Origin of the sequence: Streptomyces sp. NPDC007905 (assembly GCF_042959345.1) — a bacterium.
In the GTDB taxonomy this organism is placed as follows: domain Bacteria; phylum Actinomycetota; class Actinomycetes; order Streptomycetales; family Streptomycetaceae; genus Streptomyces.
The window spans coordinates 26,119-51,683 of sequence record NZ_JBIBKS010000035.1 but is presented as its reverse complement, the minus strand read 5'-3'; the positions used below and the strand labels follow the sequence as shown (position 1 = coordinate 51,683).

General features: G+C 71.9%; 22 protein-coding genes. 14 read left to right on the top strand and 8 right to left on the bottom strand.

Annotated features, from left to right (window positions below):
• Window positions 1-55 precede the first annotated feature (55 nt).
• From ACFZDC_RS38110 to ACFZDC_RS38100, 3 genes are all read left to right on the top strand, one after another.
• Window positions 56-790: a VOC family protein gene (locus ACFZDC_RS38110; protein WP_391331190.1), complete on the top strand. Its 735-nt coding sequence runs from the start codon at window positions 56-58 to the stop codon at window positions 788-790.
• Between the two features lie 213 nt (window positions 791-1,003).
• Window positions 1,004-3,334, top strand: a complete 2,331-nt coding sequence (locus ACFZDC_RS38105) for a PQQ-binding-like beta-propeller repeat protein (protein ID WP_391331188.1) — start codon at window positions 1,004-1,006, stop codon at window positions 3,332-3,334.
• 123 nt (window positions 3,335-3,457) lie between these two features.
• A complete protein-coding gene (locus ACFZDC_RS38100) occupies window positions 3,458-4,039 on the top strand; it encodes a hypothetical protein (RefSeq protein ID WP_391331185.1) in 582 nt (193 codons plus the stop codon).
• Between the two features lie 9 nt (window positions 4,040-4,048).
• On the opposite strand, the gene ACFZDC_RS38095 is transcribed toward ACFZDC_RS38100, so the two are convergent.
• Genes ACFZDC_RS38095 through ACFZDC_RS38085 form a run of 3 tightly spaced genes read right to left on the bottom strand, consistent with a single transcriptional unit; the run spans window position 4,049 to window position 6,393 of the window.
• A complete protein-coding gene (locus ACFZDC_RS38095) occupies window positions 4,049-4,828 on the bottom strand; it encodes an enoyl-CoA hydratase-related protein (protein ID WP_391331183.1) in 780 nt (259 codons plus the stop codon).
• Window positions 4,825-5,232, bottom strand: a complete 408-nt coding sequence (locus tag ACFZDC_RS38090) for an OB-fold domain-containing protein (protein WP_391331181.1) — start codon at window positions 5,230-5,232, stop codon at window positions 4,825-4,827. Before ACFZDC_RS38090 ends, ACFZDC_RS38095 begins: the two co-directional genes overlap by 4 nt.
• A 6-nt stretch (window positions 5,233-5,238) precedes the next feature.
• Window positions 5,239-6,393, bottom strand: a complete 1,155-nt coding sequence (locus ACFZDC_RS38085) for a lipid-transfer protein (protein WP_391331179.1) — start codon at window positions 6,391-6,393, stop codon at window positions 5,239-5,241.
• A gap of 83 nt (window positions 6,394-6,476) precedes the next feature.
• On the opposite strand from ACFZDC_RS38085, the gene ACFZDC_RS38080 reads away from it, so the two are divergent.
• A complete protein-coding gene (locus ACFZDC_RS38080) occupies window positions 6,477-8,075 on the top strand; it encodes a FadD3 family acyl-CoA ligase (RefSeq protein ID WP_391331177.1) in 1,599 nt (532 codons plus the stop codon).
• 1,462 nt (window positions 8,076-9,537) lie between these two features.
• Here ACFZDC_RS38080 and ACFZDC_RS38075 read toward each other — a convergent pair.
• From ACFZDC_RS38075 to ACFZDC_RS38065, 3 genes are all read right to left on the bottom strand, one after another.
• Window positions 9,538-10,491 carry a hypothetical protein gene (locus ACFZDC_RS38075; protein WP_391331175.1) on the bottom strand — a complete coding sequence of 318 codons (954 nt, stop codon included), beginning with the start codon at window positions 10,489-10,491 and terminating at the stop codon, window positions 9,538-9,540.
• 167 nt (window positions 10,492-10,658) lie between these two features.
• Window positions 10,659-10,898 carry a hypothetical protein gene (locus tag ACFZDC_RS38070; RefSeq protein ID WP_391331173.1) on the bottom strand — a complete coding sequence of 80 codons (240 nt, stop codon included), beginning with the start codon at window positions 10,896-10,898 and terminating at the stop codon, window positions 10,659-10,661.
• Between the two features lie 197 nt (window positions 10,899-11,095).
• Complete coding sequence (locus ACFZDC_RS38065) at window positions 11,096-14,071, bottom strand: BTAD domain-containing putative transcriptional regulator (protein ID WP_391331171.1); 2,976 nt, start codon at window positions 14,069-14,071, stop codon at window positions 11,096-11,098.
• 375 nt (window positions 14,072-14,446) lie between these two features.
• Between ACFZDC_RS38065 and ACFZDC_RS38060 the strand changes: the two genes are divergently transcribed.
• The 6 genes from ACFZDC_RS38060 (at window position 14,447) to ACFZDC_RS38035 (ending at window position 21,795) form a co-directional block, all read left to right on the top strand.
• Window positions 14,447-15,685: an amidohydrolase family protein gene (locus ACFZDC_RS38060; RefSeq protein ID WP_391331217.1), complete on the top strand. Its 1,239-nt coding sequence runs from the start codon at window positions 14,447-14,449 to the stop codon at window positions 15,683-15,685.
• On the top strand, window positions 15,682-16,605 hold the full coding sequence (locus tag ACFZDC_RS38055; RefSeq protein ID WP_391331169.1) for a TIGR03619 family F420-dependent LLM class oxidoreductase: 924 nt from the start codon (window positions 15,682-15,684) through the stop codon (window positions 16,603-16,605). The genes ACFZDC_RS38060 and ACFZDC_RS38055 overlap by 4 nt, the downstream gene beginning before the upstream one ends.
• Before the next feature lie 9 nt (window positions 16,606-16,614).
• Window positions 16,615-17,385: an SDR family oxidoreductase gene (locus ACFZDC_RS38050; RefSeq protein WP_391331167.1), complete on the top strand. Its 771-nt coding sequence runs from the start codon at window positions 16,615-16,617 to the stop codon at window positions 17,383-17,385.
• A 99-nt stretch (window positions 17,386-17,484) separates the two neighbouring features.
• Window positions 17,485-18,603 carry an LLM class flavin-dependent oxidoreductase gene (locus ACFZDC_RS38045; RefSeq protein WP_391331165.1) on the top strand — a complete coding sequence of 373 codons (1,119 nt, stop codon included), beginning with the start codon at window positions 17,485-17,487 and terminating at the stop codon, window positions 18,601-18,603.
• Between the two features lie 13 nt (window positions 18,604-18,616).
• Entirely contained in the window at window positions 18,617-20,347 is a 1,731-nt protein-coding gene (locus ACFZDC_RS38040) for an amidohydrolase family protein (protein WP_391331163.1), read from the top strand.
• Entirely contained in the window at window positions 20,344-21,795 is a 1,452-nt protein-coding gene (locus ACFZDC_RS38035; protein ID WP_391331161.1) for an aldehyde dehydrogenase family protein, read from the top strand. The genes ACFZDC_RS38040 and ACFZDC_RS38035 overlap by 4 nt, the downstream gene beginning before the upstream one ends.
• A gap of 98 nt (window positions 21,796-21,893) precedes the next feature.
• Here ACFZDC_RS38035 and ACFZDC_RS38030 read toward each other — a convergent pair whose 3' ends face one another.
• Entirely contained in the window at window positions 21,894-22,289 is a 396-nt protein-coding gene (locus ACFZDC_RS38030; protein WP_391331159.1) for a nitroreductase/quinone reductase family protein, read from the bottom strand.
• 162 nt (window positions 22,290-22,451) lie between these two features.
• Between ACFZDC_RS38030 and ACFZDC_RS38025 the strand changes: the two genes are divergently transcribed.
• The 4 genes from ACFZDC_RS38025 to ACFZDC_RS38010 are packed head-to-tail and all read left to right on the top strand — an operon-like array spanning window position 22,452 to window position 25,324.
• Window positions 22,452-22,826, top strand: coding sequence for a hypothetical protein (locus ACFZDC_RS38025; protein WP_391331157.1), 375 nt, complete (start codon window positions 22,452-22,454; stop codon window positions 22,824-22,826).
• A gap of 13 nt (window positions 22,827-22,839) precedes the next feature.
• The gene (locus ACFZDC_RS38020; RefSeq protein ID WP_391331155.1) at window positions 22,840-24,432 is read left to right on the top strand and encodes a peptidoglycan-binding protein; all 1,593 of its coding nucleotides are present in this window, start codon (window positions 22,840-22,842) and stop codon (window positions 24,430-24,432) included.
• Between the two features lie 2 nt (window positions 24,433-24,434).
• Window positions 24,435-24,908 (top strand): protease inhibitor I42 family protein, encoded by a 474-nt coding sequence (locus ACFZDC_RS38015; protein ID WP_391331153.1) that lies wholly within the window; start codon window positions 24,435-24,437, stop codon window positions 24,906-24,908.
• A 23-nt stretch (window positions 24,909-24,931) separates the two neighbouring features.
• Window positions 24,932-25,324 (top strand): hypothetical protein, encoded by a 393-nt coding sequence (locus ACFZDC_RS38010; protein ID WP_391331151.1) that lies wholly within the window; start codon window positions 24,932-24,934, stop codon window positions 25,322-25,324.
• Here ACFZDC_RS38010 and ACFZDC_RS38005 read toward each other — a convergent pair.
• Window positions 25,321-25,560, bottom strand: a complete 240-nt coding sequence (locus tag ACFZDC_RS38005) for a carotenoid oxygenase family protein (RefSeq protein ID WP_391331149.1) — start codon at window positions 25,558-25,560, stop codon at window positions 25,321-25,323. The two genes, ACFZDC_RS38010 and ACFZDC_RS38005, sit on opposite strands and share 4 nt — an antisense overlap.
• Window positions 25,561-25,565 lie beyond the last annotated feature (5 nt).

The window sequence follows — 25,565 nt, the reverse complement described above, 5'->3', positions numbered from 1 at the left end:
TTCGGGGTGGTGTGGCTGGTCTGCGGGGTGTGCGCGGCACGGTTACTTTGGCGGCATGGCCGAAAACAGGGCATCCGGGAACGAAGAGGCGTACGCAGAGGGCGTCCCCTGCTGGGTGGACGCCGAGCTGCCCGACGTCGAGGCGGGCAAGCGGTTCTACGGTGAGCTCTTCGGGTGGACCTTCGAGGAGGCGTACGGCTCCTCGGTGTGGGCCCGGCTGAACGGCGACCTCGTCGCCTCGCTGGCTCCCAAGACGGACGGCCGTATGCCCACCGTCTGGACGGTCTCCTTCGCGACCTCGGACGCCGAGGCCCTCGGCCGGCGGATCACCGCGGCCGGCGGGCAGGTGGTCATGGCCCCGTTCCCGCTCGGCGACCTCGGGGTCGCCGCCCTGGCCGCCGACCCGGAGGGCGCGGTCTTCGGCCTGTGGCAGCCCGGCACCCACGCCGGCTTCGAACGGCGGCGCGAGCCGAACACCTTCGTCTGGGCCGAGCTGTACACCCGCGACACCGCCGCCGCGAACGCCTTCTACGGCGACCTCTTCCATGACGCACTGTTCGGCTCCGACGCCGAGCCCGACTTCGGCCGCGCCGACGTCTCCGAGGTCTTCCCGGCCGAGATGCCACCGCACTTCCTCGCCCACTTCCGGGTCACGGACCTGGACGACGCCGTCGGGGCCGTGCAGCGGCTCGGCGGCCGGGTCCAGGCGCCGGCCTTCGAGACGTCGTACGGACGAGTGGCCGTCGTCACCGACAATCAGGGGGCGTCGTTCGCGGTATTGCAGCGGTGATGCGGTCGTGATGCGGTCGTGATGCGCGGCACTACAGCGATGAAATGACCTTATTCGGCATGAGACACCCCGATTCGTCACCGGGTTCGCAACCAGCCGCCCGGCCAGGAAGAATCGGGGTGCGTGCCGCCATGGCGGTGCGGTGGTGAGACGCTGCACTTCGGTCGCGTACATATGTGGATGGCGCGGCTCGTACGGGGAGGTGGCAGGCAAGTGGTGGATCAGCTGACGCAGCACGATCCGCGGCGGATCGGGCCGTTCGAGGTGCTGGGCCGGCTGGGGGCCGGCGGCATGGGGCTGGTCTATCTCGCACGCTCGGCGTCCGGCCGGCGTGTGGCGATCAAGACGGTCCGCACCGAGCTGGCCGAGGACCAGCTCTTCCGCGTCCGCTTCACCCGGGAGGTGGAGGCGGCCCGCGCGGTCTCCGGTTTCTACACGGCGGCCGTGGTCGACGCCGACCCGCGCGCCGCCGTGCCCTGGCTGGCCACGGCCTACGTCCCCGCGCCCTCCCTCGAGGAGATAGTGAACGAGTGCGGGCCGCTCCCGGCCCAGGCGGTGCGCTGGCTGGCGGCGGGCGTGGCGGAGGCCCTGCAGTCCATCCACGGGGCGGGTCTGGTCCACCGTGACCTGAAGCCCTCGAACGTCCTGGTGGTCGAGGACGGCCCCCGGGTGATCGACTTCGGCATCGCCTCCGGTGTCTCGAACACCCGTTTGACGATGACGAACGTCGCCGTCGGCACCCCCGCCTACATGTCCCCCGAGCAGGCCAAGGACTCCCGCAGTGTCACCGGCGCCAGCGACGTCTTCTCGCTCGGCTCGATGCTGGTCTTCGCCGCCACCGGACACCCGCCCTTCCACGGCGCCAACCCCGTCGAGACCGTCTTCATGCTGCTCCGCGAGGGCCCGGACCTCACCGGTCTGCCGGACGAGCTGCGCCCGCTCATCGAGTCCTGCATGCAGATGGAGGCCACCGGCCGGCCCAACCCCGCCGACCTCCAGGCCCAGCTCGCCCCCCACCTCTTCGGTTCCGGCTCCGACGACAGCGGCACCGCCTCCGCCTGGCTGCCCGAGAAGGCGGTCGGCCTCATCGAGGCCCGCCGCGGCGGCCGCCCCGCGGTCAAGCCGGCCCCCACGGCCTCCGGCCCGCGCAGCGCGGGCAGAGCGGCCGTACCCCCGCCCCCGTCCTACGACCCCGTGGTCCCGGTCGGCGCCCCCGACACCGGCCCGGTCCGGCTGGCCGGCGCCCCGGTGCCCATCGGGCCCGGCCCGCGGGTCGCCGACGCCCGCGCCGCCGCCGTCAAGGCGCCCCCGCCGGAGGCCGGCCTGGTCGCCGGCTGGTCCCGCCCCCGCCCCGGCGTCAACGGCGCCGACCCCGCCGTACCGCCCGCGCCGCCGGTGTCCCCGGAGACGGCGAACGGCTGGCGCCCCTGGCGTTTCCGCATGTCGAACGACCTCTGGGGCACCCCGTCCGTGGACGGCGACCTCGTCTACGTCACCTCCTTCGAGGTGCACGCCCTGGACGTGGCCACCGGCCGCCGACGCTTCAAGACCCGGGACGTGGCCTGGTCCATGGCGGTCGCCGACGGCCGCATTTACGCCTCCGACGGCCCCACCCTGTTCGCCCTGGACGCCCGCGAGGGCGGCGACCTGTGGCGGCTGTCCACGGACGCCTGGGTGTACTCCCTCCAGGCCGCCCACGGCACGGTCGTCACCGGCACCCGGGGCGGCGGCGTCCAGGCCTGGGAGGCCGCGAACGGCCAGAAGCTGTGGGAGATCACCGGCTGCCAGACCGACTTCGAGTCCCCCGAGGCGGGCCCCGCCGTCCACGACGGCACCGTCTACGTCTGGCAGGACGCCCGCCTGCGCGCCCTGGAGGCCCGCACCGGCGAGGAGCGCTGGTCGTACCCCATCGGGGACGCGGCCTCCTGCGGCGGCGTCCCGGTCCGCATCACCCCGGCCCCCGACGGCTACGTCTACGTCTCCGCCGGCACCCGCGTCCTCGCGATCGACGTGGCGAGCGGCATGGTGCGCTGGCACTTCGAGGCCCCGGCGGTGTTCCTGTGCCCGCCCGCCTTCGCGCCCGGCCCCGCCGTCACCGGCGGCGGCATCTACCTGGCCGACTACCTCGGCACGGTCTACGCCCTGGACGCCACCGACGGCCGCGACCGCTGGCGCATCGCCACCGAGGCCCGCTCCTCCATCGAGCCGGTCCTGGTGGCGGCCGGGCACGTCCACGTCGGCAGCGGCAAGGGCCTGTACACCCTGGACGCGGTCACCGGCACCCCCAAGTGGCGCTTCCAGGCCGGCGGCGACGTCGCGGGCGCCCCCGTGGTCGCCGAGGGCCGCATCCACTTCGGCTCCACCGACCACCTCCTCTACACCCTCAAGGCCGACGACGGCCGACTGCGCTGGAAGCTCGCCACCGGCGGCGAGATCACCGGCTCGCCGGTCGTCAAGGACGGGGTGGTGTACGCGTGCAGCAAGGACCGCTGCGTATACGCGCTGGACGCGGAGAAGGGGACGGGGACGGCGCGGACGGCCTGAGTGCGTGACGGCCGTCGCACCGGTTTACACGGAAGGGCCTCGGACGGCGGCCGTCTCACGGCTGACGCTACCTCCGGTGCCCAGCACCCGCCAGGCGGTGCCACCGGCCGATAAGCTGCTGGCATGCACATGCAAAGCCGGACGCGCGCGCTCAAGTTCACGGCCGTACTGTCCTTCGTGGTGCTCAGCCTGACCGGCTTCTCGACCGGACGGCACCACAGCCGCCACGGGGGCGCAGGCGGGGGCGGGTGCAGCAGCTCCCACCAGGATCACGACAGTTCGTCCTCGTCCACGTCGGGGGGCGGGTCGTACGACGACTCGGACGAAGCCAGCTACGGCAGCAGCGGTACGAGTGGCAGCACCGGCGGGGGTTACCACTACACCCGGCGCCCGACCCACCGGGCCACCTCCACCCCTTCCGGCGGCGGCAGCAAGCCGCTGCGGGACGGGACGGCGAAGCTGATCAGCTGTGCGACCGAGAAGAAGCCGTACGCGACGGTCGAGGTCACGAACCCGAACGACCGCAAGGGCACCTTCAGCGTCGACGTCTCCTTCCGGGACGGCTCCGATGCCGAGGCCGACTACGGCTACACGTATGTCACCGTGCCGGCGAAGGGCCGGGCGACGGTCAGGGTGAAGCCCGACTCGGGGAACGCGGACCTGATCGACCACTGCCGGGTGGAACCGGAGGCCGACGCGGACTGACCGCCCTGCTCACCGCACCCGGAAGCGCCCGGCGGACCGTCTGCCGGCGAACAGCTCGGCCTGCCCTTCCGTCGGCAGATTCCCGAGCGCGATGAGATGCGGCGCCTGCGCGAACGCCTGCGCGCACGCCGCCTCCCTGGCCGCCCACAACGCCCGTACGGTCCCCTGCACGGCCTCCGCCGGACTCCCGGCGACGACGGTTGCACAGCGCACGGCCGCGTCCAACGCGGCGCCCGGTTCGGTGAGTTCGGACACGAGCCCGATGGCATGGGCGCGCTGCGCGGAGATCCGTTCCGCGGCCCCCATGAGCATCATCCGCGCCACCTCCCCGTACGGCATCCGTTGCGCCATGAGCACGGACTCGTACGCGCTGACCATCCCGTACGTCGTGTGCGGATCGAAGAAGGTGGCCGTGGTGTCCGCGACGACGAACTCACTCTCCCCGAGCAGGTAGAAGGCGCCCCCGCAGGCCATCCCGCGCACCGCGGCGACGACCGGCTTCCACAGGTCGTTCGCCTTCGGCCCGATCGACAGCAGCGGATCGTCCTGCATGTACGGCGACGAGGGCTGCGGCACGACCACGCCCCGGTCGATCCCCGTACTGAAGGCCCGCTCCCCGGCCCCGGTCAGGACGACGGCCCGCACGGAGTCGTCGAACCGCACCTCGCGCCACAGCCCGCCGAGTTCGCGTGCCATCTCCACGTCGATGGCGTTGAGCCGCTCGGGCCGGTTCAGGGTGACGACGGCGACACCGGTGCCCTTGTCGGCGTCGTAGCGCACGGAGTTCACGCGAGCACCCACTGCGGAAGCCCGCCGGAGAAGACCACCTGCACCCGGGCGCCGATCCGGATGCGGCGGGGATCAAGGGAGTCGAGCGGGGCTCCGGGACGGGCGACCAGATTCCCGACCAGCCGTATCCGGGGTACGTCCTCCAGCTCCACGACCACCACGTTGTACGGCGCCTGCGCGGCATAGTCGGGCAGCAGCGGCGGATGCGGCATGACGTACGACCACACGCGTCCGCGCCCCGAGACCGGACGCCACTCGCTCGCGAAGGACTGGCAGTGCGGGCAGCAGGGCCGGGGCGGGAAGCGGGGCTCGGCGCAGTCGGCACAGGCCTGGACCCGCAGCTCGCCCTGGGCGGCGTACTCCCAGAAGGGGGCGCCGTCGGTGTCGGTGACGGGCGTCAGCATGCCGGCTCAACTCCTCAGCAGGAGGGCGGAGGTGGGGACACCCTCGCCTGCGGTGACCAGACAGGTGGCGGCCCCCGGAACCTGCGCGGTGCTGGTGCCGCGCAGCTGCTTCACCCCTTCGTTGATGAGGTTGAAGCCGTGCACGTAGGCCTCGGAGAGCCCGCCGCCACCGGTGTTGACGGGCAGCCGCCCCCCGATCTCCAGGGCACCCTGCTCGGTGAAGGCCCCGCCCTCGCCCCTCCCGCAGAAGCCGTACCCCTCCAGGGAGAGGGGGACGAGGGCCGTGAACGCGTCGTAGATCTGCGCAACGTCGACGTCCTCGGGCGTGAAGTCGGCGTGCTTCCACAGGTGCCGGGCTGCGGTCCAGGCCGGGCCGGTGAGGGGGTCGTCGTTCCAGTAGTTGACCATGCCGTGGTGCTGGGCGGGCAGCCCCTGGGCGGTGGAGTGGACGTAGACGGGCTTCTTGGCGCAGTCCCGGGCCCGCTCCCTGCTGACCACCACACAGGCCAGTGCCCCGTCCGTCTCCAGGCAGTTGTCGAAGAGGCACAGCGGCTCGCTGATCCAGCGCGAGGTCATGTACATCTCGCGGGTGAGCGGCCGTTCGTACATGACCGCGGCCGGATTCTGATTGGCCCGGTTCCGGCAGGCGAGGGCCACGTTGAAGAGATGGTCGCGGGTGGCCCCGTACTCGTGCATGTACCGCCGTGCCAGCATCGCGATCTCGTCCGCGGGCCGGAGCAGCCCGAAGGGCCGGGTCCACTGGGCCGGAGTGGGCAGCTGGACGGTGGTGTTGGTCCAGGGCCGGGGGCCGCTGCCCCGCTTGCGCGAGCGCCAGGCGACCCCGACGGTGGCCTGCCCGGCGGTGATGGCGGCGGCGAGATGCGCGACGGTGGCGCAGGAGCCGCCACCCCCGAATCCGACCTTGCTGAAGAAGGTGAGGTCCCCGAACCCGACGGCCTTCGCCAGCTCCACCTCGTCGGTTTCCTCCATGGTGTAGGAGGCGAGGGCGTCGACCTCGCCGGGCGCGATCCCGGCGTCGTCGAGGGCGGCGAGAACAGCCCGGCAGGCGAGGGTCCTCTCGTCCTCCGGGAGGTGCTTGGCGAAGGCGGTCTGCCCGATCCCGACGATGGCGGTGGCGTCTTTCAGCCCCGTTCCTGCCATGGTGCACCCACCCTTCCTCTGCTGACAGCCCGTCAGGTTACAGCTAATCTGACGGACAGTCAGCTGCGGCGTAGGGGGCTGCTATGAGTGACTGGGGCACCATCCCGGGTCTGGTGCGATGGTCGGCGGAGCGGTACGCGGCCACCGAGGCGGTGGTCGAGGGCCGTACGAGGATCACGTACGCGGAACTGGGCGCCCGGGTGGAGCGAGCCGCCGCCGCCTGCCTGGCGAGCGGGGTGCGGGTGGGCGACCGGGTGGCGGTCTGGGCACCCAACTCCCTGGACTGGATCGTCGCGGCGCTGGGCGCGGTGTCGGCGGGCGCGGTGCTCGTGCCGTTGAACACGCGCTTCAAGGGTGGGGAGGCGGCGGACGTGCTGCGCCGCAGCGGGGCCCGGCTGCTGTTCGTGACGGGCACGTTCCTCGGCACGTCGTACGTCGCGTCGCTGAGGCGTGCGGCGGGGGCGTCCGACGGTGCCGGTCACCCGCTGCCCGGGTTGCCGGCGCTGCGGCAGGTGGTGGTCCTCTCCGGCGACGCACCACAGGGCTTCCTCGCCTGGAAGGACTTCCTGGCGGGAGGTGAGGGCGTGGGGAGCCCGGAACTTCTGTGCCTGGCTTCGGAGTTGGACGGTGGAAGCCTGTCGGACATCATCTTCACCTCGGGGACGACGGGCCGCCCCAAGGGCGCGGTGATCACACACGAACAGACCCTGCGCGCCTACGAGATCTGGGCGGACCTGGCAGGCCTGCGCACCACGGACCGCTACCTGATCGTCAATCCCTTCTTCCACACCTTCGGCTACAAGGCCGGAGTGATCGCGTGCCTGATGCGCGGGGTGACGATGATCCCGCAGCCGGTGTTCAACGTGGACACGGCGCTGGCGAACATAGCGGCGGAACGGGTCTCGGTACTGCCCGGGCCGCCCAGCCTCCACCAGTCCCTCCTGGACCATTCCTCCCGCGGTGCCCACGACCTGTCGGCCCTGCGCCTGGTGGTGACGGGCGCGGCGGTGGTGCCGTTGCGGCTGGTGGAACGCCTGCGGGGCGAACTCGGCATCGGAACGGTCCTCACGGCGTACGGCCTCTCCGAGGCCGGCGGCATCGTCACGATGTGCCGCCGCGGCGACGACCCCTCGGCGATCGCGGCCACGTCCGGCCGGGCGATCCCCGGTACGGAGCTGAAGGTGGTCGACGCGAAGGGCACACCGGTGCCGACCGGCACGCCCGGGGAGGTACTGGTCCGGGGCTTCAACGTCATGCGGGGCTACTACGAGGACCCGGCGGCGACACGGGAGGTGCTGTCGCCGGACGGGTGGCTGCGCACCGGGGACGTGGGCGTCCTGGACGCCTCTGGCAACCTGCGCATCACGGACCGCCTCAAGGACATGTTCATAGTCGGCGGCTTCAACGCCTACCCGGCGGAGATAGAGCAACTGCTCGGCACCCACCCGGACGTGGCCGACGTGGCGGTGATCGGCGTACCGGACGCACGGCTCGGGGAGGTCGGCAAGGCCTACGTCGTCCGCCGCCCGGGCTCGCTGCTCACGTCCGACGACCTGATCGCCTGGTCCCGCCGAGAGATGGCCAACTACAAGGTGCCGAGGTCGGTGGAGTTCGTGCAGGACCTCCCACGCAACGCGAGCGGAAAGGTAGTGAAGGGGGAGTTGAGGGGGCGAGGGAGCTGAGGAAGGGGGGACGGGGGCGCAGGGGGGACTGGGGGGAGTAGGCGGGCTGGGGGGACCGGGGGGAATAGGCGGGCTGGGGCACCGGGGGCACCGGGGCTGAAGAGTTGCCGTTGGGCCGCCCGCTGGGAATCGAGGGGAACCGGTGTTGCCGGGTTGCCGTGGGGCCGCCCGCTTCTTGGCGAGTGTCGTGCTTCCGCGAGGCGAGTCAAGGGCGCCTCCGTTCCGCTGCGCTCCACTCCCGCGTCGGCTTGCGCCGATCGGCCTACGGCCGACCCTTGACACGCCTCGCTCCAGCACGGGGAAGAAGCGAGCGGGCGGCCGGGGGAAAGTGGCCGACTGAGCCTTGCCGGGCCCTTGGGTGGGCTGCGTGTGAGCCGTTGGCGGAGGGGGCGCGACCCACCTCGCCTGCGCGGCGGGTGCGTTCGGCGGCTTGCGGGTGGGGGGTGGGCGCGCGCGGGAGGGGGCACGCCGGGTGGGTTTGGCGGCTTGCGGTCGGGGGGTTGGGGGCTGGCGCCGGGGGTGTCGGCAACCCCTGGGCGAGGCAGCCCCACCAGTCCCATCCGTCACAGTGAGCGGTCACACCAGTCCCAACCATCACACGACTTGGGGGATTGGAAGGTTTGGGCCAGCTGGGCAAGGACATCCCGCAGGACGTTGATGGCAGGCGTGGCCCAAGTCTTCCGATAGCTCTGCCGACGCACCGCCATCCCCGTTTCCAGCCCTCACGCCAGCCGCTGGCTCTCACGCTGGCCCCGGAACTCCGGCCCTCGGCAACGTCCGTCACTGAGCCCCCTGCCCCACCCCCCCACCGGCCGCAAGCCGCCGAGCTCGCCCGGCGTGCAGGTGACGGGGGAGCGAGCCTTCCCCCACCGGCCGCAAGCCGCCGAGGTCACCCGGCGTGCAGGCGAGGAGGGGCCGCGCTCCCAGTGATTGCCCTCACCGGCCGCAAGCCGCCGAGCTCTCCCGGCGTGCAGGCGCGGAGGAACGGCCCGCCCCACCGGCCGCAAGCCGCCATCCAACCTGGCGTTGAGGCGACGGGGGAGCGCGCCCTCCCCCACCGGCCGCAAGCCGCCGAGGTCACCCGGCGTGCCCCCGCCCCGCTCCCGCGCTTCTCCGCCAACGCCGTGAACGCAGCCCACCCAAGGGACCAACAGGCCTGAGCCGGCCACTTTCCCCGGGCTGCCCGCTCGCTTCTCACCCGTGCTGGAGTGAGGCGAGTCAAGGGTGGCCCGGAGGGCCATCGCCGTAGGCGACGCGGGAGTGGAGCGCAGCGGAACGGGAGCGCCCTTTACTCGGCTCGCGGAAGCACGACACTGGCCAGGAAGCGGGCGGCCCCACGGTTGCTGGGAATCACTGGCCAGGAGTCCCACGGTCGCTGGGGATCACCGGCCATGGAGCGGGCGGTCCCACGGTCGCTGGGGATCACCGGCCATGTTGCGGGCGGCCCCACGGTCGCTGGGAATCACCGGCTAGGTCGGCCAGGTTCGGCCTGGTCGGCCAGGTCGGCCAGGGCGGCCCTGATCTCCTCGATCATGTACGCAGGCCGGTGGAAAACGTCCTCGGCGCTGAAGCGGAGGAGGCTGCGGATCTCCGGGCATCGCAGGAGCTGGTTGTAGCGGGCGATGTCCTGGCGGTGGGCGTCCCGGGTGCCGTGGTAGGCGTACCCCTCGATCTCCACGCCCAGCCCTGCCGACCGGAACAGGAAGTCGACGACGCGGCGGTGGCCGTCCGGGGGGCGCAGTTCGGCTTGGCTCTCGGGATGGAGATCGGCGTCGTACATGCGCAGTCGGGCAATGGTCTCCGCAGGAGAACCGGCGAGCGGGTCGCTCAGGCGCAGCCAGTTCCGGGCCCGGACCGATCCCTGTAAGGCCGACTGCAGCGCGGCGGTGATCTCGTCCGGCTCGGTGAGCGGTGCGCGGCGGACGTGTCCGACCCGGCGGTAGGTCAGTGCCGATTCCACGGCGACGATCGCCGCGTCCCTCGGACCGCGCCGGAGCAGGTCGGCGAGTGTGCGGGGCGGGTTGGTGAGCCGTAACCCCTGCCGTTCCACCACGTCCCGCGTGCTGAGCGGCATCCGGTGTACGCGTACGCCGCTGCCCACGCGGCGGAGGGTGAGGTGCGGGTCGATGAACTCCAGCGGCGCCTTGCGGCCACCGTCGAGCGTCTCGATCCGCCAGAGGGCAGCTGCTGAACCGTGGCTCACGATCAGCCGGGGTTCGCGGAGCAGCACGGCCCGGAGGCGGGTGAGCAGGTCGGGGTCGCGCTCCGGCTCGGCCCAGGCGCCGTGCCGAAGCCGGGTCCAGCCCTGTGCCCGCAGCGCACGCGAGAGGCTGCGCCGGGGCCAGCCGGCCTCGACGGCACGTGAGGTGAGCAGGACGCCCCGGTCCGCCAGTGCCCTCAAGTCCCTTCGCTTCACCCGGGCAAGATCGCAGAATTCGCGACTTGCCGCTTGCCCTGTGGACAACCGGGCGGTTCTGCCGGCGCACCGTGCTGGTCGGCCGGCGCCCCATGCTCCGGACACACCTCGGCCGCGGCGGCTCCCCCTCCGCGCCGCCGCGGCCGACCCCCGGTGGGGAGGTGGCTCTACTTGCCGTTCAGGTCCAGAGCCGGCGGGGCCGGCATGTGGCTGTCGAGGGTCGTCACGGTGCCGTCCTTCGGCGGGGCCGGCATGTGGCTGTCGAGCGTGGTGATCGTGTCGTCCTTCGGCGGCGTCGGCATGTGGCTGTCGAGGGTCGTCACGGTGCCGTCCTTCGGCGGGGCCGGCATGTGGCTGTCGAGGGTGGTGACGTCGTCCAGGTTCTTGGGCTCTTCGGTGTTGCTCATGAAAACTCCCCTGTGGCGCAGCTGACGGGAACGCCCGCTCGGCAACTCCCCCGCGGGCTGTCGAACGGGCGTTCCGGGGGCGATCACCTTACCCGTGGGCCCCCACCGGATCCGCCCGCTCCCCCCGCCGCGACGGATCGATGACTTGAGGATGGCAGCCACCCATAAACGTTTGATGAACGCGGCCTTGGACGTGGTCAGAGGAGAGCGACCGAGGGAAGCAGCCGGCGCAGTTCGTCGGCCTCGGGTGAGCCTGCGCCTTCATAGATGGCGAGTGCCTCGCGCCAGCAGGCCTTCGCCCGGTCCGTCTGTCCCAGGCTCTCCAGCGAGTGCCCCAGAAGGGTGAGGATGTTGGCACGCATCCACTCGCCACCGATGCAGCCGGTCGTCAGCGCTTGCTCGGCATGCTGTGCGGCTCGGGCTGGGCGCCCTGCGGACAGGTGGACCTGGGCGATACGGAAATGGGTGGTGCCCTCCCAGAGGCGCTGCCTGTTGACGGTGAACGTGTCCAACGCCGCGCTCAGTTCACCCAGGGCCTCGTCATGGCGTCCTCCGTGTCCGAGTGCGATGCCCAGTGCGTACCTTGCGTTGGCCAGTCGGAACGTGAGCCCGAGTTCGTCGTAGATGGCGATGCCCTCGCGGACCAGGTCGATGGCGGTCGAGACCCGCTCCAAGGAGACCAGGACTCGGGAGAGGTTGCACAGAGCGCTGGCCTCTCCCGGGCGATTGCCGTCGGCTCTGAACGCCTTGATCGCCTCACGCAAGTGGGTCTCACTGACGGCGCGCTGGTTCAGGCAGTTGGCGATGATGCCCTGTTCGTTGTGGGCGTTGCCGCAGGTCCAGGGGTCGCCCGTACTGCGGCCGAGTTCGATGGCGCGCTCTGTCTCGGCACCGGCTTCCTCGAACCGCCCGGCGTGGCTGAGCACTTGAGCGAGCGTCGTCCGGGCCCTGCCCTCCGCGTAGGCGTCACCCAGCTCGGCCGCGGCATCACGGGCGGCCTGGGTGACTGCTTCGTACCGCAGGGCGCTTGCTCCGGACTCGGCCAGGTCCTTCGACGCGAGAAGCAGATCGACGGCCCTGCGCAGGGTGGGCGCGGCAAGCGACTGCTGGACGCAGGCGAGGATGCAGGCCGCTTCGGCGTGCAGCCAGTCCAGGGCACGGGCGTCATCCACGAATTCCTGGCCGGCGTGCTCCGTCTCCTCGAGGTGGTCCACTGTGCGGTCACCCGGGCGCTCTATGGCGTACACCCGTGTCGCCGAGGCCAGATAAAAGTCCAGCAACCGCGACAATGCGGCCTCCCGCTCACTCGGCGGCTGCTCGTCCCTTTCCGCGCATGCACGCGCGTAGAGGCGGACCAGATCATGGAAGCGGTACCGTCCGGGTGCCGCGGACTCCAGCAGGGACGTGTCGACCAGGGACTCCAGCAGGTCCTCCGTCTCCTCGGCCGGGAGGTCCAGGACCGCGGCCGCGGCGGCCAGGGAGATGTCCGGGCCGTCGGCCAGGCCCAGCAGGCGGAAGGCGCGGGCCTGGGCCGGCTCCAGCTGGCCGTAGCCGAGTTCGAAGGTGGCCTTCACCGCCAGGTCGCCCGCCTGGAGCTCGTCCAGGCGGCGGCGCTCGTCCGCCAGCTTGGCGGCGAGGACCGAGACCGTCCAGGTGCGGCGGGCCGCCAGGCGCGAGGCCGCGATGCGGATCGCCAGCGGCAGGAAGCCGCACGCGGCGACCACGTCCAGCGCCGCCTTCCGCTCCGCCGCCACCCGCTCCTCGCCCACGATCTTCGTGAACAGGGCGAGCGCCTCGTCGGGGGACATCACGTCCAGGTCCACCAGGTGGGCCCCGGCCAGGTCCACCATCCGGACCCGGGAGGTCACGAGGGCCGCGCAGCCCTCCGTTCCCGGCAGCAGCGGCCGTACCTGGGCCGCGTCCTTGGCGTTGTCCAGCAGGACCAGGACCCGGCGTCCGTCCAGGACCGAGCGGTACAGGGCGGCGCGCTCCTCCAGGGAGTCCGGGATCGCCGAGTCCGCCGTGCCGAGGGCGCGCAGGAAGGAGCCCAGAACCGTCTCGGGTTCCGCGGGGCGCGGCCCGGCGCCCTGCAGGTCCACGTACAGCTGACCGTCGGGGAACGCGGGTCGCGCCCGGTGGGCCACGTGCACCGCCAGCGTGGTCTTCCCGACGCCCCCGATTCCGGCCAGCGCCGAGACCGCCATCACCCGGCCCTCGGCCTCCGCGTCGGACGCCGACGCCAGCACCTCGCTCAGCTCGGAGACGAAGGACGAACGCCCCGTGAAGTCCGGGACGGAAGCCGGAAGCTGTGCCGGGCGGACGGGCATGACGGAGGACTCCGTCGCCGGGGCGGACGGCTCGGCGAGCGCCGGGTCCGCCTGCAGGATCCGCTGCTGCAGCTCCCGCAGCCCCGGTCGTGGATCCACCCCCAGTTCCTCCGCCAGCAGGCGCCGGGTGTCCGCGTACACGGCGAGCGCCTCTGCCTGGCGGCCGCTGCGGTACAGCGCCAGCATCAGCAGCTCGCGCAGCCGCTCACGGAGCGGCTGTGCCGCCGTCAGGGCGGTCAGTTCCGAGACCGCCTCCGCGTGGCAGCCCTGTTCCAGGTCCATGTCCAGGCGGGATTCCAGCAGCTGGAGTCGCCACTCCTCCAGGCGGACCCGTTGCGCGTCGGCGTACGGGCCCGGTACGCCCGCCAGGGGTTCGCCGTCCCACAGGGCCAGGGCCCGGTTCAGCACCTCCCGCGCCCGGTTCAGATCCCCGGCGTTGCGGGACTTCTCCGCCTGCGCCGCCAGTTCCTGCGCCACCGCCAGGTCCAGCGCCTCCTCGCCCAGCGAGCGCACCGCGTAGCCACCGGACTCGCTGACCAGGACCCCGGGGTCCAGGACCTTCCGCAGCCGGGACGCGTACGTCCGCAGCGCGGCCAGCGCCTGGGACGGTGGCCCGGTGCCCCAGAGCGCGTCGATCAGCTCGGCCGCGGTCGCCGTACGGCCCTCGCGCAGCAGCAGGGCGGCCAGCAGAGCGCGCTGCTGAGGGGAGCCGGTGTTCAGGGCCTCCTCACCGCGCCAGGCCCGCACCGGACCGAGCACGCTGAAACGCAACGCCGCCGGCTCCGCGATGGCACTGGCCGCGGCGTCGGCCCGCCGCCGCTCAGGTACGCGCGGCCCACCGTCCATGCGTTCGCCCCCCTAGGGCCTGTCCGGCGGATCATGCCGGAATCGCGGGGCATGGTGCGTCCATCCGCGGCGTTGGCCTCGGTTGCCGACGCTCCGCGTCGGCGCCCTCCCCGCCTCGCAGCTGGACGCACCATGCACCGCTCACCTGTACTGACAAGACACCGTTGCCTGGAGCCGGCCTGTTCCGCCGGACAGACCCTGGGCCTCACGAACAACCCCGTCAGTTTGCCTTGTTCGGGGCGGTTGCGTCAGCCATGGGAGATGCCGATCACAGGGCGTTGCTTCCGAGTCCACAAATCCCTCACACCGTCTTCGCACGCCGGTGACCGGCCGCAGTAGCTGACGATCCGTCAGATGAGCGCTACCGTGGGCGCCATGGACACCCACGACAGCACGTTTCCGCTGATCATCTCCGTGGACGACCACACCGTGGAACCCGCCACCGTGTGGCAGGACCGGCTCCCGAAGAAGTATCTGGACACCGGGCCGCGGATCGTTCGCGCGCCTGTGAAGGAAATGACCTTCCTGGGCGGCCGGTTCAAGCCCGTCATGGGGGAAGCAGGGGCCACGGACGGCCCGGTGGGCGACTGGTGGGTCTATGAGGATCTGCACCGGCCGCTCACCCGGCTCGACACCGCCGTCGGCTGCAGCAGGGACGACATCAGGCTGGAAGTCATCACCTACGGGCAGATGAGGGCGGGTTCCTACGACGTCCCCCGGCGTCTGGCGGACATGGACGTCAACCACGTCCAGTCCGCCGTCTGTTTCCCCACCTTCCCGCGTTTCTGCGGCCAGACCTTCAGCGAGGCACGGGACAAGGAGCTCGCCCTGCTCTGCGTCCGCGCCTACAACGACTGGATGGTGGAGGAGTGGTGCGGGCCGACGGCGCGGGGGCGGCTCATACCGCTCACCCTGATTCCGCTCTGGGACGCCGAGCTGGCCGCCCGGGAGGTGCGGCGCAACGCCGCGCGCGGGGTCCGGGCCGTCGCCTTCTCCGAGATACCCCCGCACCTGGGCCTGCCGTCCATCCACACCGACGACTGGGACCCGTTCCTCGCGGCCTGCGACGAGACCGGCACGGTCGTCGCCATGCACATCGGCTCCAGCAGCCGGATGCCCTCCACCTCCGCGGACGCCCCGCCCGCGGTCGGTTCCACCATCACCTTCGCCAACTGCTGCTTCTCGATGGTCGACTGGCTGATGAGCGGGAAGTTCGAGCGCTTCCCGAACCTCAGGATCATGTACGCCGAGGGGCAGATCGGGTGGATCCCGTACATCCTCGAGCGGGCGGACGTCGTGTGGGAGGAGAACCGGGGGTGGGGCGGGGTCGCCGACAAGGTCCACCGGCCGCCGTCCGAGCTGTTCGCCGACCATGTGTACGGCTGTTTCTTCGACGATGCCTTCGGGCTCGGGAACCTGGACGCCATCGGCGTCGGCAACGTGCTCTACGAGACCGACTATCCCCACTCCGACTCCACCTGGCCCAAGTCCCGTGAGGTCGGCGAGGCCCAGATGGGTCACCTGCCGGCGGACGTGGTCGAGCGGATCGTCCGGGGGAACGCCATCGAACTGCTGGGGCTCGCCCGGGACGGGCTCTGGCAGGGGTCACGGTGAGCCTCGGGTACGGCATCCAGCTGCCCGTCCAGTCACAGAGCACCCTCTACACCGAGGGCTGGGAGGCCGCCGCCGGGCCCGCCGACCTGGTGGAGATCGCGCGGGCCGTGGACCGGGCCGGGTTCGACTACCTCGCCTGCTGCGACCACGTGGCCGTTCCGCGCCGGCTGGCCCCGGCGATGAGCACGGTCTGGTACGACCCGGTCGCCACCCTCGCCCATCTCGCCGCCGTGACCGAGCGCGTCCGGCTGCTCAGCCACGTGGCCGTCGTGGGGTTGCGGCACCCGCTGCTCACCGCCAAGCAGTACGCCACCCTCGACCATCTCTCCGGCGGGCGGCTCGTCCTCGGTGTGGGCGCCGGGCACGTGCGGGAGGAGTTCGAGGCGCTGCAGGTGGACTTCGAGCGGCGCGGAGCCGTGCTCGACGAGGCGATCGACGCGCTGCGGGCCGCCCTCGGACCCGAGGAGTTCCCCGAGCACCACGGCAAGCTGTACGACTTCGCCGGTCTGGGACAGCGGCCCCGGCCCACGCAGGAGCACATCCCGATCTGGGTCGGCGGCTCCTCGCCCGCGGCCGTCCGCCGGGCGGCCCTGAAGGGCGACGGCTGGCTGCCGCAGGGGGACCCGCGGGACCGGCTGCCCGGGCAGATCGCGCGGCTGCGGCGGCTGCGCGAGGAGAACGGCATCGAGGCGCCCCTCACCGTCGGCGCCATCACCGAGCCCTTGTACGTCGGACGGGCCGGCTGGGACGTGGGACGGCGCACTCTCACCGGGGCGCCGGAGCGGATCGCCGAGTCGCTGCGGGCGTACCGCGCGATGGGCGCGCACCAGATCCAGGTGCGGTTCCGCAGCCGGAGCCGCAGTGAACTCATCGACCAGATCGGCACGTTCGGGGCGGAGGTCGGGCCCCGGCTGGACTGAGGAGCGGACATGGGCAAGCTGGACGGGCGGGTCGTCATCGTCACCGGGGCGGCGCGCGGACAGGGTGAGCAGGAGGCGCGGCTCTTCCGGGAGGAGGGCGCGCGGGTGGTCGTCGCCGATGTGCTGGACGACCTGGGGGAGGCGCTCGCCAAGGAGATAGGGGCCCTCTACGTCCACCTGGACGTGGGCACGCAGGAAGGGTGGCGGGAGGCCGTCGGGGTCGTCAAGCAGACGTACGGGCGGATCGACGGGCTGGTCAACAACGCGGGCATCCTGCGCTTCAACGCGCTGGTGGACACCCCGCTGGACGAGTTCATGCAGGTCGTGCAGGTCAACCAGGTCGGCTGTTTCCTGGGCATGAAGACCGTGGCGCCGGAGCTGGCGGACGGCGGCACGATCGTCAACACCGCGTCCTACACCGCGCTCACCGGGATGGCGGCCGTCGGGACGTACGCGGCGACCAAGCACGCCGTGCTCGGGTTGACCCGGGTGGCCGCGCTGGAGCTGGCGAGCCGGCGGATCCGGGTCAACGCCATCTGCCCGGGGGCCATCGACACCGCGATGTCGAACCCGGCCCGGCTGGAGCCGGACGCGGACCCGGAGGAGATGAGCCGGTCCCTGGACGAGCTGTACCGGGGGCTCGTGCCGCTCGGCCGGGTCGGGCAGCCGGAGGAGGTGGCCCGGCTGGCTCTGTTCCTCACCTCGGACGACTCCTCGTACATCACCGGGCAGCCGTTCGTGATCGACGGGGGATGGCTGGCGGGGGTCAGCGTGATCTGACGTACCGTCAGCTATTGACGGTCACGGCGGTCGGTGCGACAGTCGGCCGACAAACAGCATCTGACGGTATGTCAGAAACCCTGGGGACGGTGAACCGCCTTGGAATTCGGGCTCTTTGTACAGGGATACGTGGGCAAGCGCGCCGAGACCGACCCGCTGGCCGAGCACAAGGCGCTGATGGAGGAGACCGAGTACGTCATCCAGGCGGACAAGTCCGGCTTCAAGTACGCCTGGGCCTCCGAGCACCACTTCCTGGAGGAGTACTCGCACCTGTCCGCCAACGACGTCTTCCTCGGCTACCTCGCCCACGCGACCGAACGGATCCACCTGGGCTCGGGGATCTTCAACCCGCTCGCCCAGGTCAACCATCCGGTGAAGGTGGCCGAGAAGGTCGCCATGCTGGACCACCTCAGCGAGGGCCGCTTCGAGTTCGGCAGCGGGCGCGGCGCCGGCAGCCACGAGATCCTCGGCTTCCTCCCCGGGATCACCGACATGAACTGCACGAAGGAGATCTGGGAGGAGACCATCGCCGAGTTCCCGAAGATGTGGCTCCAGGACGAGTACACCGGCTTCCAGGGCAAACACTGGCAGCTGCCGCCCAGGAAGGTGCTCCCGAAGCCGTACGGGACGTCGCATCCGGCGATGTGGTACGCGGCCGGCTCGCCGCCGTCCTACGCCATGGCGGCGAAGAAGGGGCTCGGCGTCCTCGGCTTCAGCATCCAGAAGGTCTCCGACATGGAGTGGGTGCTGGAGCAGTACAAGACGGCGGTCGTGAACGCGGAACCCGTCGGGGACTTCGTCAACGACAACGTCATGGTGACGACCACTGCCGTCTGCGCGCCCACGCATGCCGAGGCCATCGAGATCGCCGTCAACGGTGGACTGCATTACCTGCCGTCCCTGGTGTTCAGGTACCACGACACCTTCCCGCGGCCCGAGGGGTTCCCGGTGTGGCCCGAGACGTTGCCGCGGTACACGCCCGAGTTCGTCGAGCTGCTCATCGAGGAGGAGCTGCTGATCTGCGGGGACCCGGACGAGGTGCTGCGGCAGTGCAAGCGGTGGGAGCAGGCGGGGGCGGACCAGCTGAGCTTCGGTTTGCCGGTGGGGGTGCCCAAGGAGGAGACGCTGCAGACGATCCGGCTGATCGGGGAGCACGTGATTCCGAAGATCGACACGGATCCCGTTCACCGGACGACCCGGTTCCGTCAGGCGGTATGAGGGGGCTCCCGGCATGCTGGACCATGTGATCGAGGGGGCCACCGTCGTCGACGGCACCGGGGCCCCCGCGTACACCGCCGACATCGGCCTGCGTGACGGGCGCATCGCCGTCATCGGCAGGATCGCCGAGGGTTCCCGCACCAGCGAGGACGCGCACGGTCTCGTCCTCGCTCCCGGCTTCGTGGACCCCCACACCCACTACGACGCCCAGCTCTTCTGGGACCCGTACGCCACGCCCTCGCTCAACCACGGGGTGACCACCGTCGCCGCCGGGAACTGCGGGTTCACGCTGGCGCCGCTCCACCCCGGCCGCCCCGAGGACGCCGACTACACCCGGCGGATGATGTCCAAGGTGGAGGGGATGTCCCTGGTGGCGTTGGAGCAGGGGGCGCCGTGGAACTGGCACTCCTTCGGGGAGTACCTGGACGCCCTCGAAGGGCGGATCGCGGTCAACGCGGGCTTCATGGTGGGGCACTGCGCGCTGCGGCGGTATGTCATGGGGCCGGAGGCCGTCGGCGGCCGGCCGAGCGAGGAGCAGCTGGGGGAGATCGTCCGGCTGCTGCACGAGGCCATGGACGCGGGGGCGTGGGGCTTCTCCACCACCCAGTCCACGACCCACTCCGACGGCGACGGACAGCCGGTCGCCTCCCGGCACGCCGGCCCCGGGGAGCTGCTGGCCCTGTCCCGGGCCGTCGCTGAGCACGAAGGGACCCAGATCGAGGCGATCGTCGCCGGCTGTCTGGACCAGTTCAGCGATGCCGAGATCGATCTGTTCGTAGAGATGAGCGCGGCGGCGCGGCGGCCACTGAACTGGAACGTCCTGACCGTCGACGCGGCCGTGCCGGAACGGGTGCCCCGGCAACTGAGCGCGAGCGAGCGGGCCAGGAAGGCGGGCGGGCGCGTGGTGGCGCTCACGATGCCGATCCTGACCCCGATGAACATGTCCCTCGGTACCTTCTGCGCCCTCAACCTCATCCCGGGCTGGGGCCCGATCCTCGCACTGCCCGTTCCCGAGCGCATCGCCAGGCTTCGCGATCCCGACGTCCGGGCGGAGATGCTGCGGCGGGCCGGGTCGAAGGAGGCGGGCGTCTTCCGGCGGCTCGCCGACTTCGGCCGGTACGTCATCGGCGACACCTACAGCGAGACGAACCGCGGACTGACCGGGCGGGTGGTGCGGGACATCGCCGCCGAGCGCGGCCAGGACCCCTTCACCTGCCTGGTGGAGATCTGCGCCAACGACGAGCTGCGTACGGTGCTGTGGCCGATGCCCACCGACAACGACCCGGCCTCCTGGGCCCTGCGCGCCGAGACCTGGCAGCACGAGGACGTGCTGCTCGGCGGCTCGGACGCGGGCGCCCACCTGGACCGGATGTGCGGGGCGCCGTACACCACCCGGTTCCTCGGGGACTGTCTGCGCGGCCGGAAGCTGGTCGGTCTGGAACAGGCGGTGAAGATGCTGACCGACGACCCGGCGCGGCTCTTCGGGCTGCGCGAGCGCGGCCGGATCAGGGAGGGCTGGCATGCGGACCTGGTCCTCTTCGACCCGGAGCGGATCGACGCGGGCCAGGCCACCCTGGTGCACGACCTGCCGGGTGACAGTCCGCGGCTGGACTCCAGGGCGCTGGGGGTGCGGGCCGTGTGGGTCAACGGGGTGGAGGCGATCAGGGACGACGCGGTGAGCGGGGCCGTGCCCGGCAAGGTGCTGCGGTCCGGGCGCGACACCGGGACGGTGAGCACCGGGTGAGCGAGGACCAGCGGCTGTTCATCGGCGGGGAGTGGGTCGAACCGGACGCCGGGTACCACCCGGTGACCGACCCGGCCAGCGAGGAGACGGTGGGGCGGGCGCCGGAGGCGTCCGTGGCGCAGGTCCGGGCGGCCTGTGCGGCGGCCCGGGAGGCGTTCGGCCCCTGGTCGCGTACCCGGCCCGAGGAACGGGCCGCGGCGCTCGGGCGTGCCGCGGAGATCATCCGCGGCCGGCTCGTCCCGTACGCCGAGCTGGCGCGGGCCGAGACCGGGGCGACGACGGGGACGGCCCGGGCGATGCAGGTCGGGGTGGCCGCCGCCCGCTTCCGCCGGTACGCCACCGTGGAACCGGCCGAGTGGGCCATCGCCCCGCAGATCAACGAGGCCGGGCCGATGGGCCGGGCGGCGGTGATGGGCGCGCTGGCGGTACGGCAGCCCGTCGGCGTGGTCACGTGCATCACCTCGTACAACAACCCCTGGGCCAACCCGGCCGGCAAGGTCGCCCCCGCCCTGGCCATGGGCAACACCGTGGTCGTGAAACCGGCCCCGCAGGATCCCCTCTCCGTGTACCGGATGGCTCAGGCTCTGGCGGAGGCCGGGGTGCCGCCCGGGGTCGTGAACGTGGTCTCCGGGCGTTCGGTCGCCGTGGGGGAGGCGGCGGTGGAGTCGGACGACGTCGACATGGTCAGCTTCACCGGCTCCACGGCCGTCGGCCGGCGCATCGCCGAGGTGTGCGGGCGGGACATGAAACGCCGGTTGATGGAGCTGGGAGGGAAGGGCGCGGCTCTCGTCTTCGACGACGCCGACCTCGCATCGGCGGTGGCCGGGATCGGTACGACGTTCTCCTTCTACAGCGGGCAGATCTGCACCGCCCCGACCCGGGTGCTGGTCCAGCGGGGGGTGTACGACCGGCTGGTGGTGGAACTGGGCGCGTACGCCGCCCGGTTGAAGGTGGGTGACCCGCGCGAGCCGGACACGGTGGTGGGCCCCGTGATCTCCGGCGAGCACCGGGCGCGCGTGGAGTCGTACGTCGAACTGGGGCGGAAGGAGGGTGCGACGGTGGTCACGGGTGGCGAACGCCCGCCTGTGGAGCGCGGTTTCTACGTCGCCCCCACCCTCCTGGCCGACTGTGCCAACGACATGCGGGTGGCCCGGGAGGAGATCTTCGGCCCCGTGGTGGTGGTGATCCCGTTCGACCACGAGGAGGAAGGGGTGGCCCTCGCCAACGACTCCGACTACGGGCTCATCGACTACGTCTGGTCGGGCGATGTGGCCAGGGCCTTCCGGGTGGCGCGGCGACTGCGGGCGGGGGGAGTGGGCGTCAACACGGTCGGCCGCAACATGGAGGCGCCGTTCGGCGGGTTCAAGAAGAGCGGGGTCGGCCGGGACGTCGGGGTGTACGCCCTGCACGCGTACAGCGAGGTGCAGGCGATCGTGTGGCCGGGGTGAGGGCCGGGGCCGGGTGGACTTCGGGTCGAGTACGGCGCGAAGGCCGATGCCGACCACACCCGTGACGCGCTGGTCGACCGGCCCACCGCTTGGGGCGCTCAGTCCGTCAGGTCCACCCGCACCGTCAGCAGGTCCGTGCCGAGCGCCCGCACCACCGCGCTGTTGAAGCGGGGCAGGGCGCGCAGCCGGGCCAGGGCGTCGTCGTCGGGGAGGAGGTGGGCGGTGCCGTGGTGCCAGCGGCCGGCGATACGGACGCGTACCTTCGGGTCGGCCTGGATGTTGCGCACGTACTGCGACGTGTGGCCGAACTCCGAGACGATCCAGAACGACTCCCCGACCCGGCGCCCGCCGACGGGCGTCTGCCGGGGCCGGCCGGACGTGCGGCCGGTGGTCTCCAGGAGCGTCTGGAAGGGCAGCCGCCGGTTGAGCGGGTTGGCGAGGTGCCGCTGGAAGCGGGTCACCACGCGGTGCTTGAGGTCTGCGCGGCCTGACATGTCTGTCGCTCTCCTGCTCTCCTCGGCGGACGGCGTCCGGACGTACGCCTCGCGGGGATGCTGTGGCCGCCGCGTGCGGGGCCCGTGACGCGTGAACATACGTCCGCTCAACCCGTGTTAGCCTCCCCGGCGGTCATGATCAAGGGTAAACGGGGGAGTGGGATGGGCGCGTCTTCGGACGGCTACCAGGTCAAGTCCGGCATGTCCGGCCAGGCGAAGGAACTGGACGGCGCGGGCGACGACACCGGCAAGATGGGCAAGGCGATCGCCCCTGGGCTCTGCTACACGGACGACGCGCTGGGCGGCCCGGACGCGGCGGCGGCGTTCAACGGGTTCGCCGCGGCCTGGGAGAAGGAGACCGGCACGCTGGAGTCGGCCCTGCACGAGCTGGCGGACAAGGTCAGGCTGTCCAAGGGGGCGTACGACGGCAGCGACGGCCTCGTCGACACCAGCGTTCGCAGCGTGCCGGCTGGGGACGGCTACGTGACCACCATGCCCGCCTACGCCACGCGCCCGTCGGCGCTGTCGCGCTACTGAGGGGCGGCGCACGATGACGACGGAGGACACCACCGACCGCCGCAAGCGGCTGAACGGCCTGTGCGACAGGATTTCCTCGGCGGACAGCAAGAACGACCTGATCGACGCGATCGACGACGCCCTCGGAGTGTCGGCCCCGGTGGGCGACCACGCGACGCTGGAGACGCTGGCCAAGCTGTACCGCGGGCAGACCGACAAGGCCGCCGACGTGCGGGACCGCGTCGACAAGGTGGCGCGCAAGGGCCTTCCGGAGGTGTGGGTCGGCCGGACCAGCGTGCTCGCCTCCGACGTGGTGGCCGCCGCCGCGCGGGACGCGCAGCAGATGATCGACGCCTTCGAGGGCGGCGCCAAGGCGCTGCTGAAGCTCGCCGACGCGGTCAAGGACGCGCAGCGGCAGGACGGCGACGGGCGGGCCAGGCTGCGGCAGGCGCGCTCGATGCTCGGCGGCAGGGACGGCTTCTTCGACGACTGGTACGAGGACGACGACGAGGAGGGCACCCGGCTGAAGGCCCGCTCGGTCGCCTCCTCGGGCGTCGACCTGCTGCACAAGGCCGCTGCCGCGGCCGACGACGCCGCCCGGGCCGCCGCGCGGGACCTGAACAAGTGGGCGTCCGAGGCGCGGGCCGGGAAGCTGGACGGTCCCGGGCTGTCGGCGGCCGACCGGCTGGCGCTGGCCGACACCAGCAATGTGGGCGGCGACCCCGAGATGAACGAGGTCCTCAGCGCCAACGACCTCGAGCGCTCCGGCCGCGCCATGGACCGCCTGTCGGCCGCCGACCGCGCCCGCATGGACCGCCTGATGGCCGACGCCTCCACTCCGCAGGAGAAGGCGTACCTCCTGAAGGCTCTCGCCTCCGGCTACTCGGCCGACGACGTGGAGACGTTCGCGGGGAAGATCCACGGCAAGGATCCGGCGTGGCTGGAGGACCATCTGGCCCCGGTCACCACGCAGGCCGACAGCCTGGACGACGAGGGCAGGAACGCCAACGGCTCCAACCACAACACCGACGACCAGACCTTCGGCAACCAGCGGTGGTCGCAGGACGCCGCGACCTGTGTGCCGTCCTCCACGGTCACGGCGCGCGCCATGGTCGATCCCGTCTACGCCCTGCAGCTGACCGGCGGCCCGACCGGCCAGGACGACGACCCCGCGCACTTCCGCAAGCGGCTCCACGACGAGCAGTACCGGCTGCACGAGGAGGGCGACGGCGACTACACCCACTTCTGGAGTGACACCCCGGCAGGCATGGACTCCGACGGCCAGGTCGAGATCTCCGAAAAGGAGCTGAGTCCGCACACCGGCGACCACTACGCGTCGCACGACATGCACGGCGCCGACGACCGCCGCGACGTGCTGACCGACATCGAGAAGTCCGTCGCCGAGGGCAAGCCCGTGCCCATCAACGTCGAGGGGCACGAGGAGAACGGCGATTGGGTCGGCCACGGCATGATGATCGTGGGCCAGGAGGGTGACAAGCTCCAGGTGTACAACCCCTGGGGCACCACCACCTGGGTCAGCGAGGACGACTTCGTCAAGGGCGATCTCAGCGGCGCCTCGGACAACCGCTTCGACAACGTCAATCGCGTCTACATCGACCAGGACTGACCGTGCGCAGAACGACATCGGCCCGCCTGCTGGCGGCCTCGGCCCTCCTTCCCCTCACCCTGGCCGGCTGCGGCCTGCTCGGCGGAGACGGGCAGGCCGAGTACGGCGCCCAGCAGCGCTCCATCGCGGTGGACGCGGGCGAGAGGTTCACCCTGTCGCTGCCCGCCAGTCCGGCGCTCGGCGAGCACTGGTACCTGGCCGGCCCGCGACCGGACGCCGCCGTCCTGAAGTACCGCGGCAAGCGGGAGGACGTCCACGGCAGCCCGGAGGGGATCACCGGTGGCGGCGAGGGCACCGAATACTTCGACTTCACCGCGGTCAAGTCGGGTACGACCCAGGTGAAGATGCTGCACTGCCCGATGGCCAGGTGCAGCAGCGCCGCCGAGGCGGAGGCGTCCGCGAGCCCCGTGCCCACCGCCACCGGCACTCCCGGCGATGTCGCCGAGTACTTCGTGTACAAGATCACCGTCCGCTGACCCGGACCGACCCCGAGGCCCCCATGCCACCCACCCCCGCCACCCGCACCGACGACGAACTCCTCGCCACCACCGACATCGGTGCCCTGCTCCGCTACGGCCTCACCCGGGACGCCTTCCGCACCGCCCTCTTCGGCGACGGCGCCGTCGCGGCCGCCGTCACCCTGGACCGGCTCGGCGTGGTGCCGCGCTCGGTGGCGTACGTCGCGAGGATCGTCCGCGCCGGCGGCCCCCGCTACGCCGCCGAACTGCCCGAGCCACTGCCGTCCCCCGAGGCGTCCGCGCTGCTGCGCGGCTGGCTGGAGACGGCCGCGCAGTGCGCCGACACCCCCGAGGGTGAGACCCGTACCGCCCGCTGGCTGGAGTCGGTCGCCGAGATTCTCGGCCTGCGCCGGGACAGCCGGCCGCAGCACTAGGCTTCCGCGTCCGGCAGCCGGTCGCCGTGGAAGCCGAACGGCACCCGGGCCGGCAGGTGGATCCCGGCGACCGGGGGCGCGGTGAGGTGCTCGGCGTCCAGGAGGGCCAGGGCGCCGCGGCCGGCGGCGGCGTCGTGGACGTACGTCATGAGTCGGCCCGAGCCGCCGGACGTGGCGTCGGCCGGGGCGAAGGCGGCCTCCGGGGCGTGGTTGCCGCAGAGGTGCCTCGGGGTCATCGGGT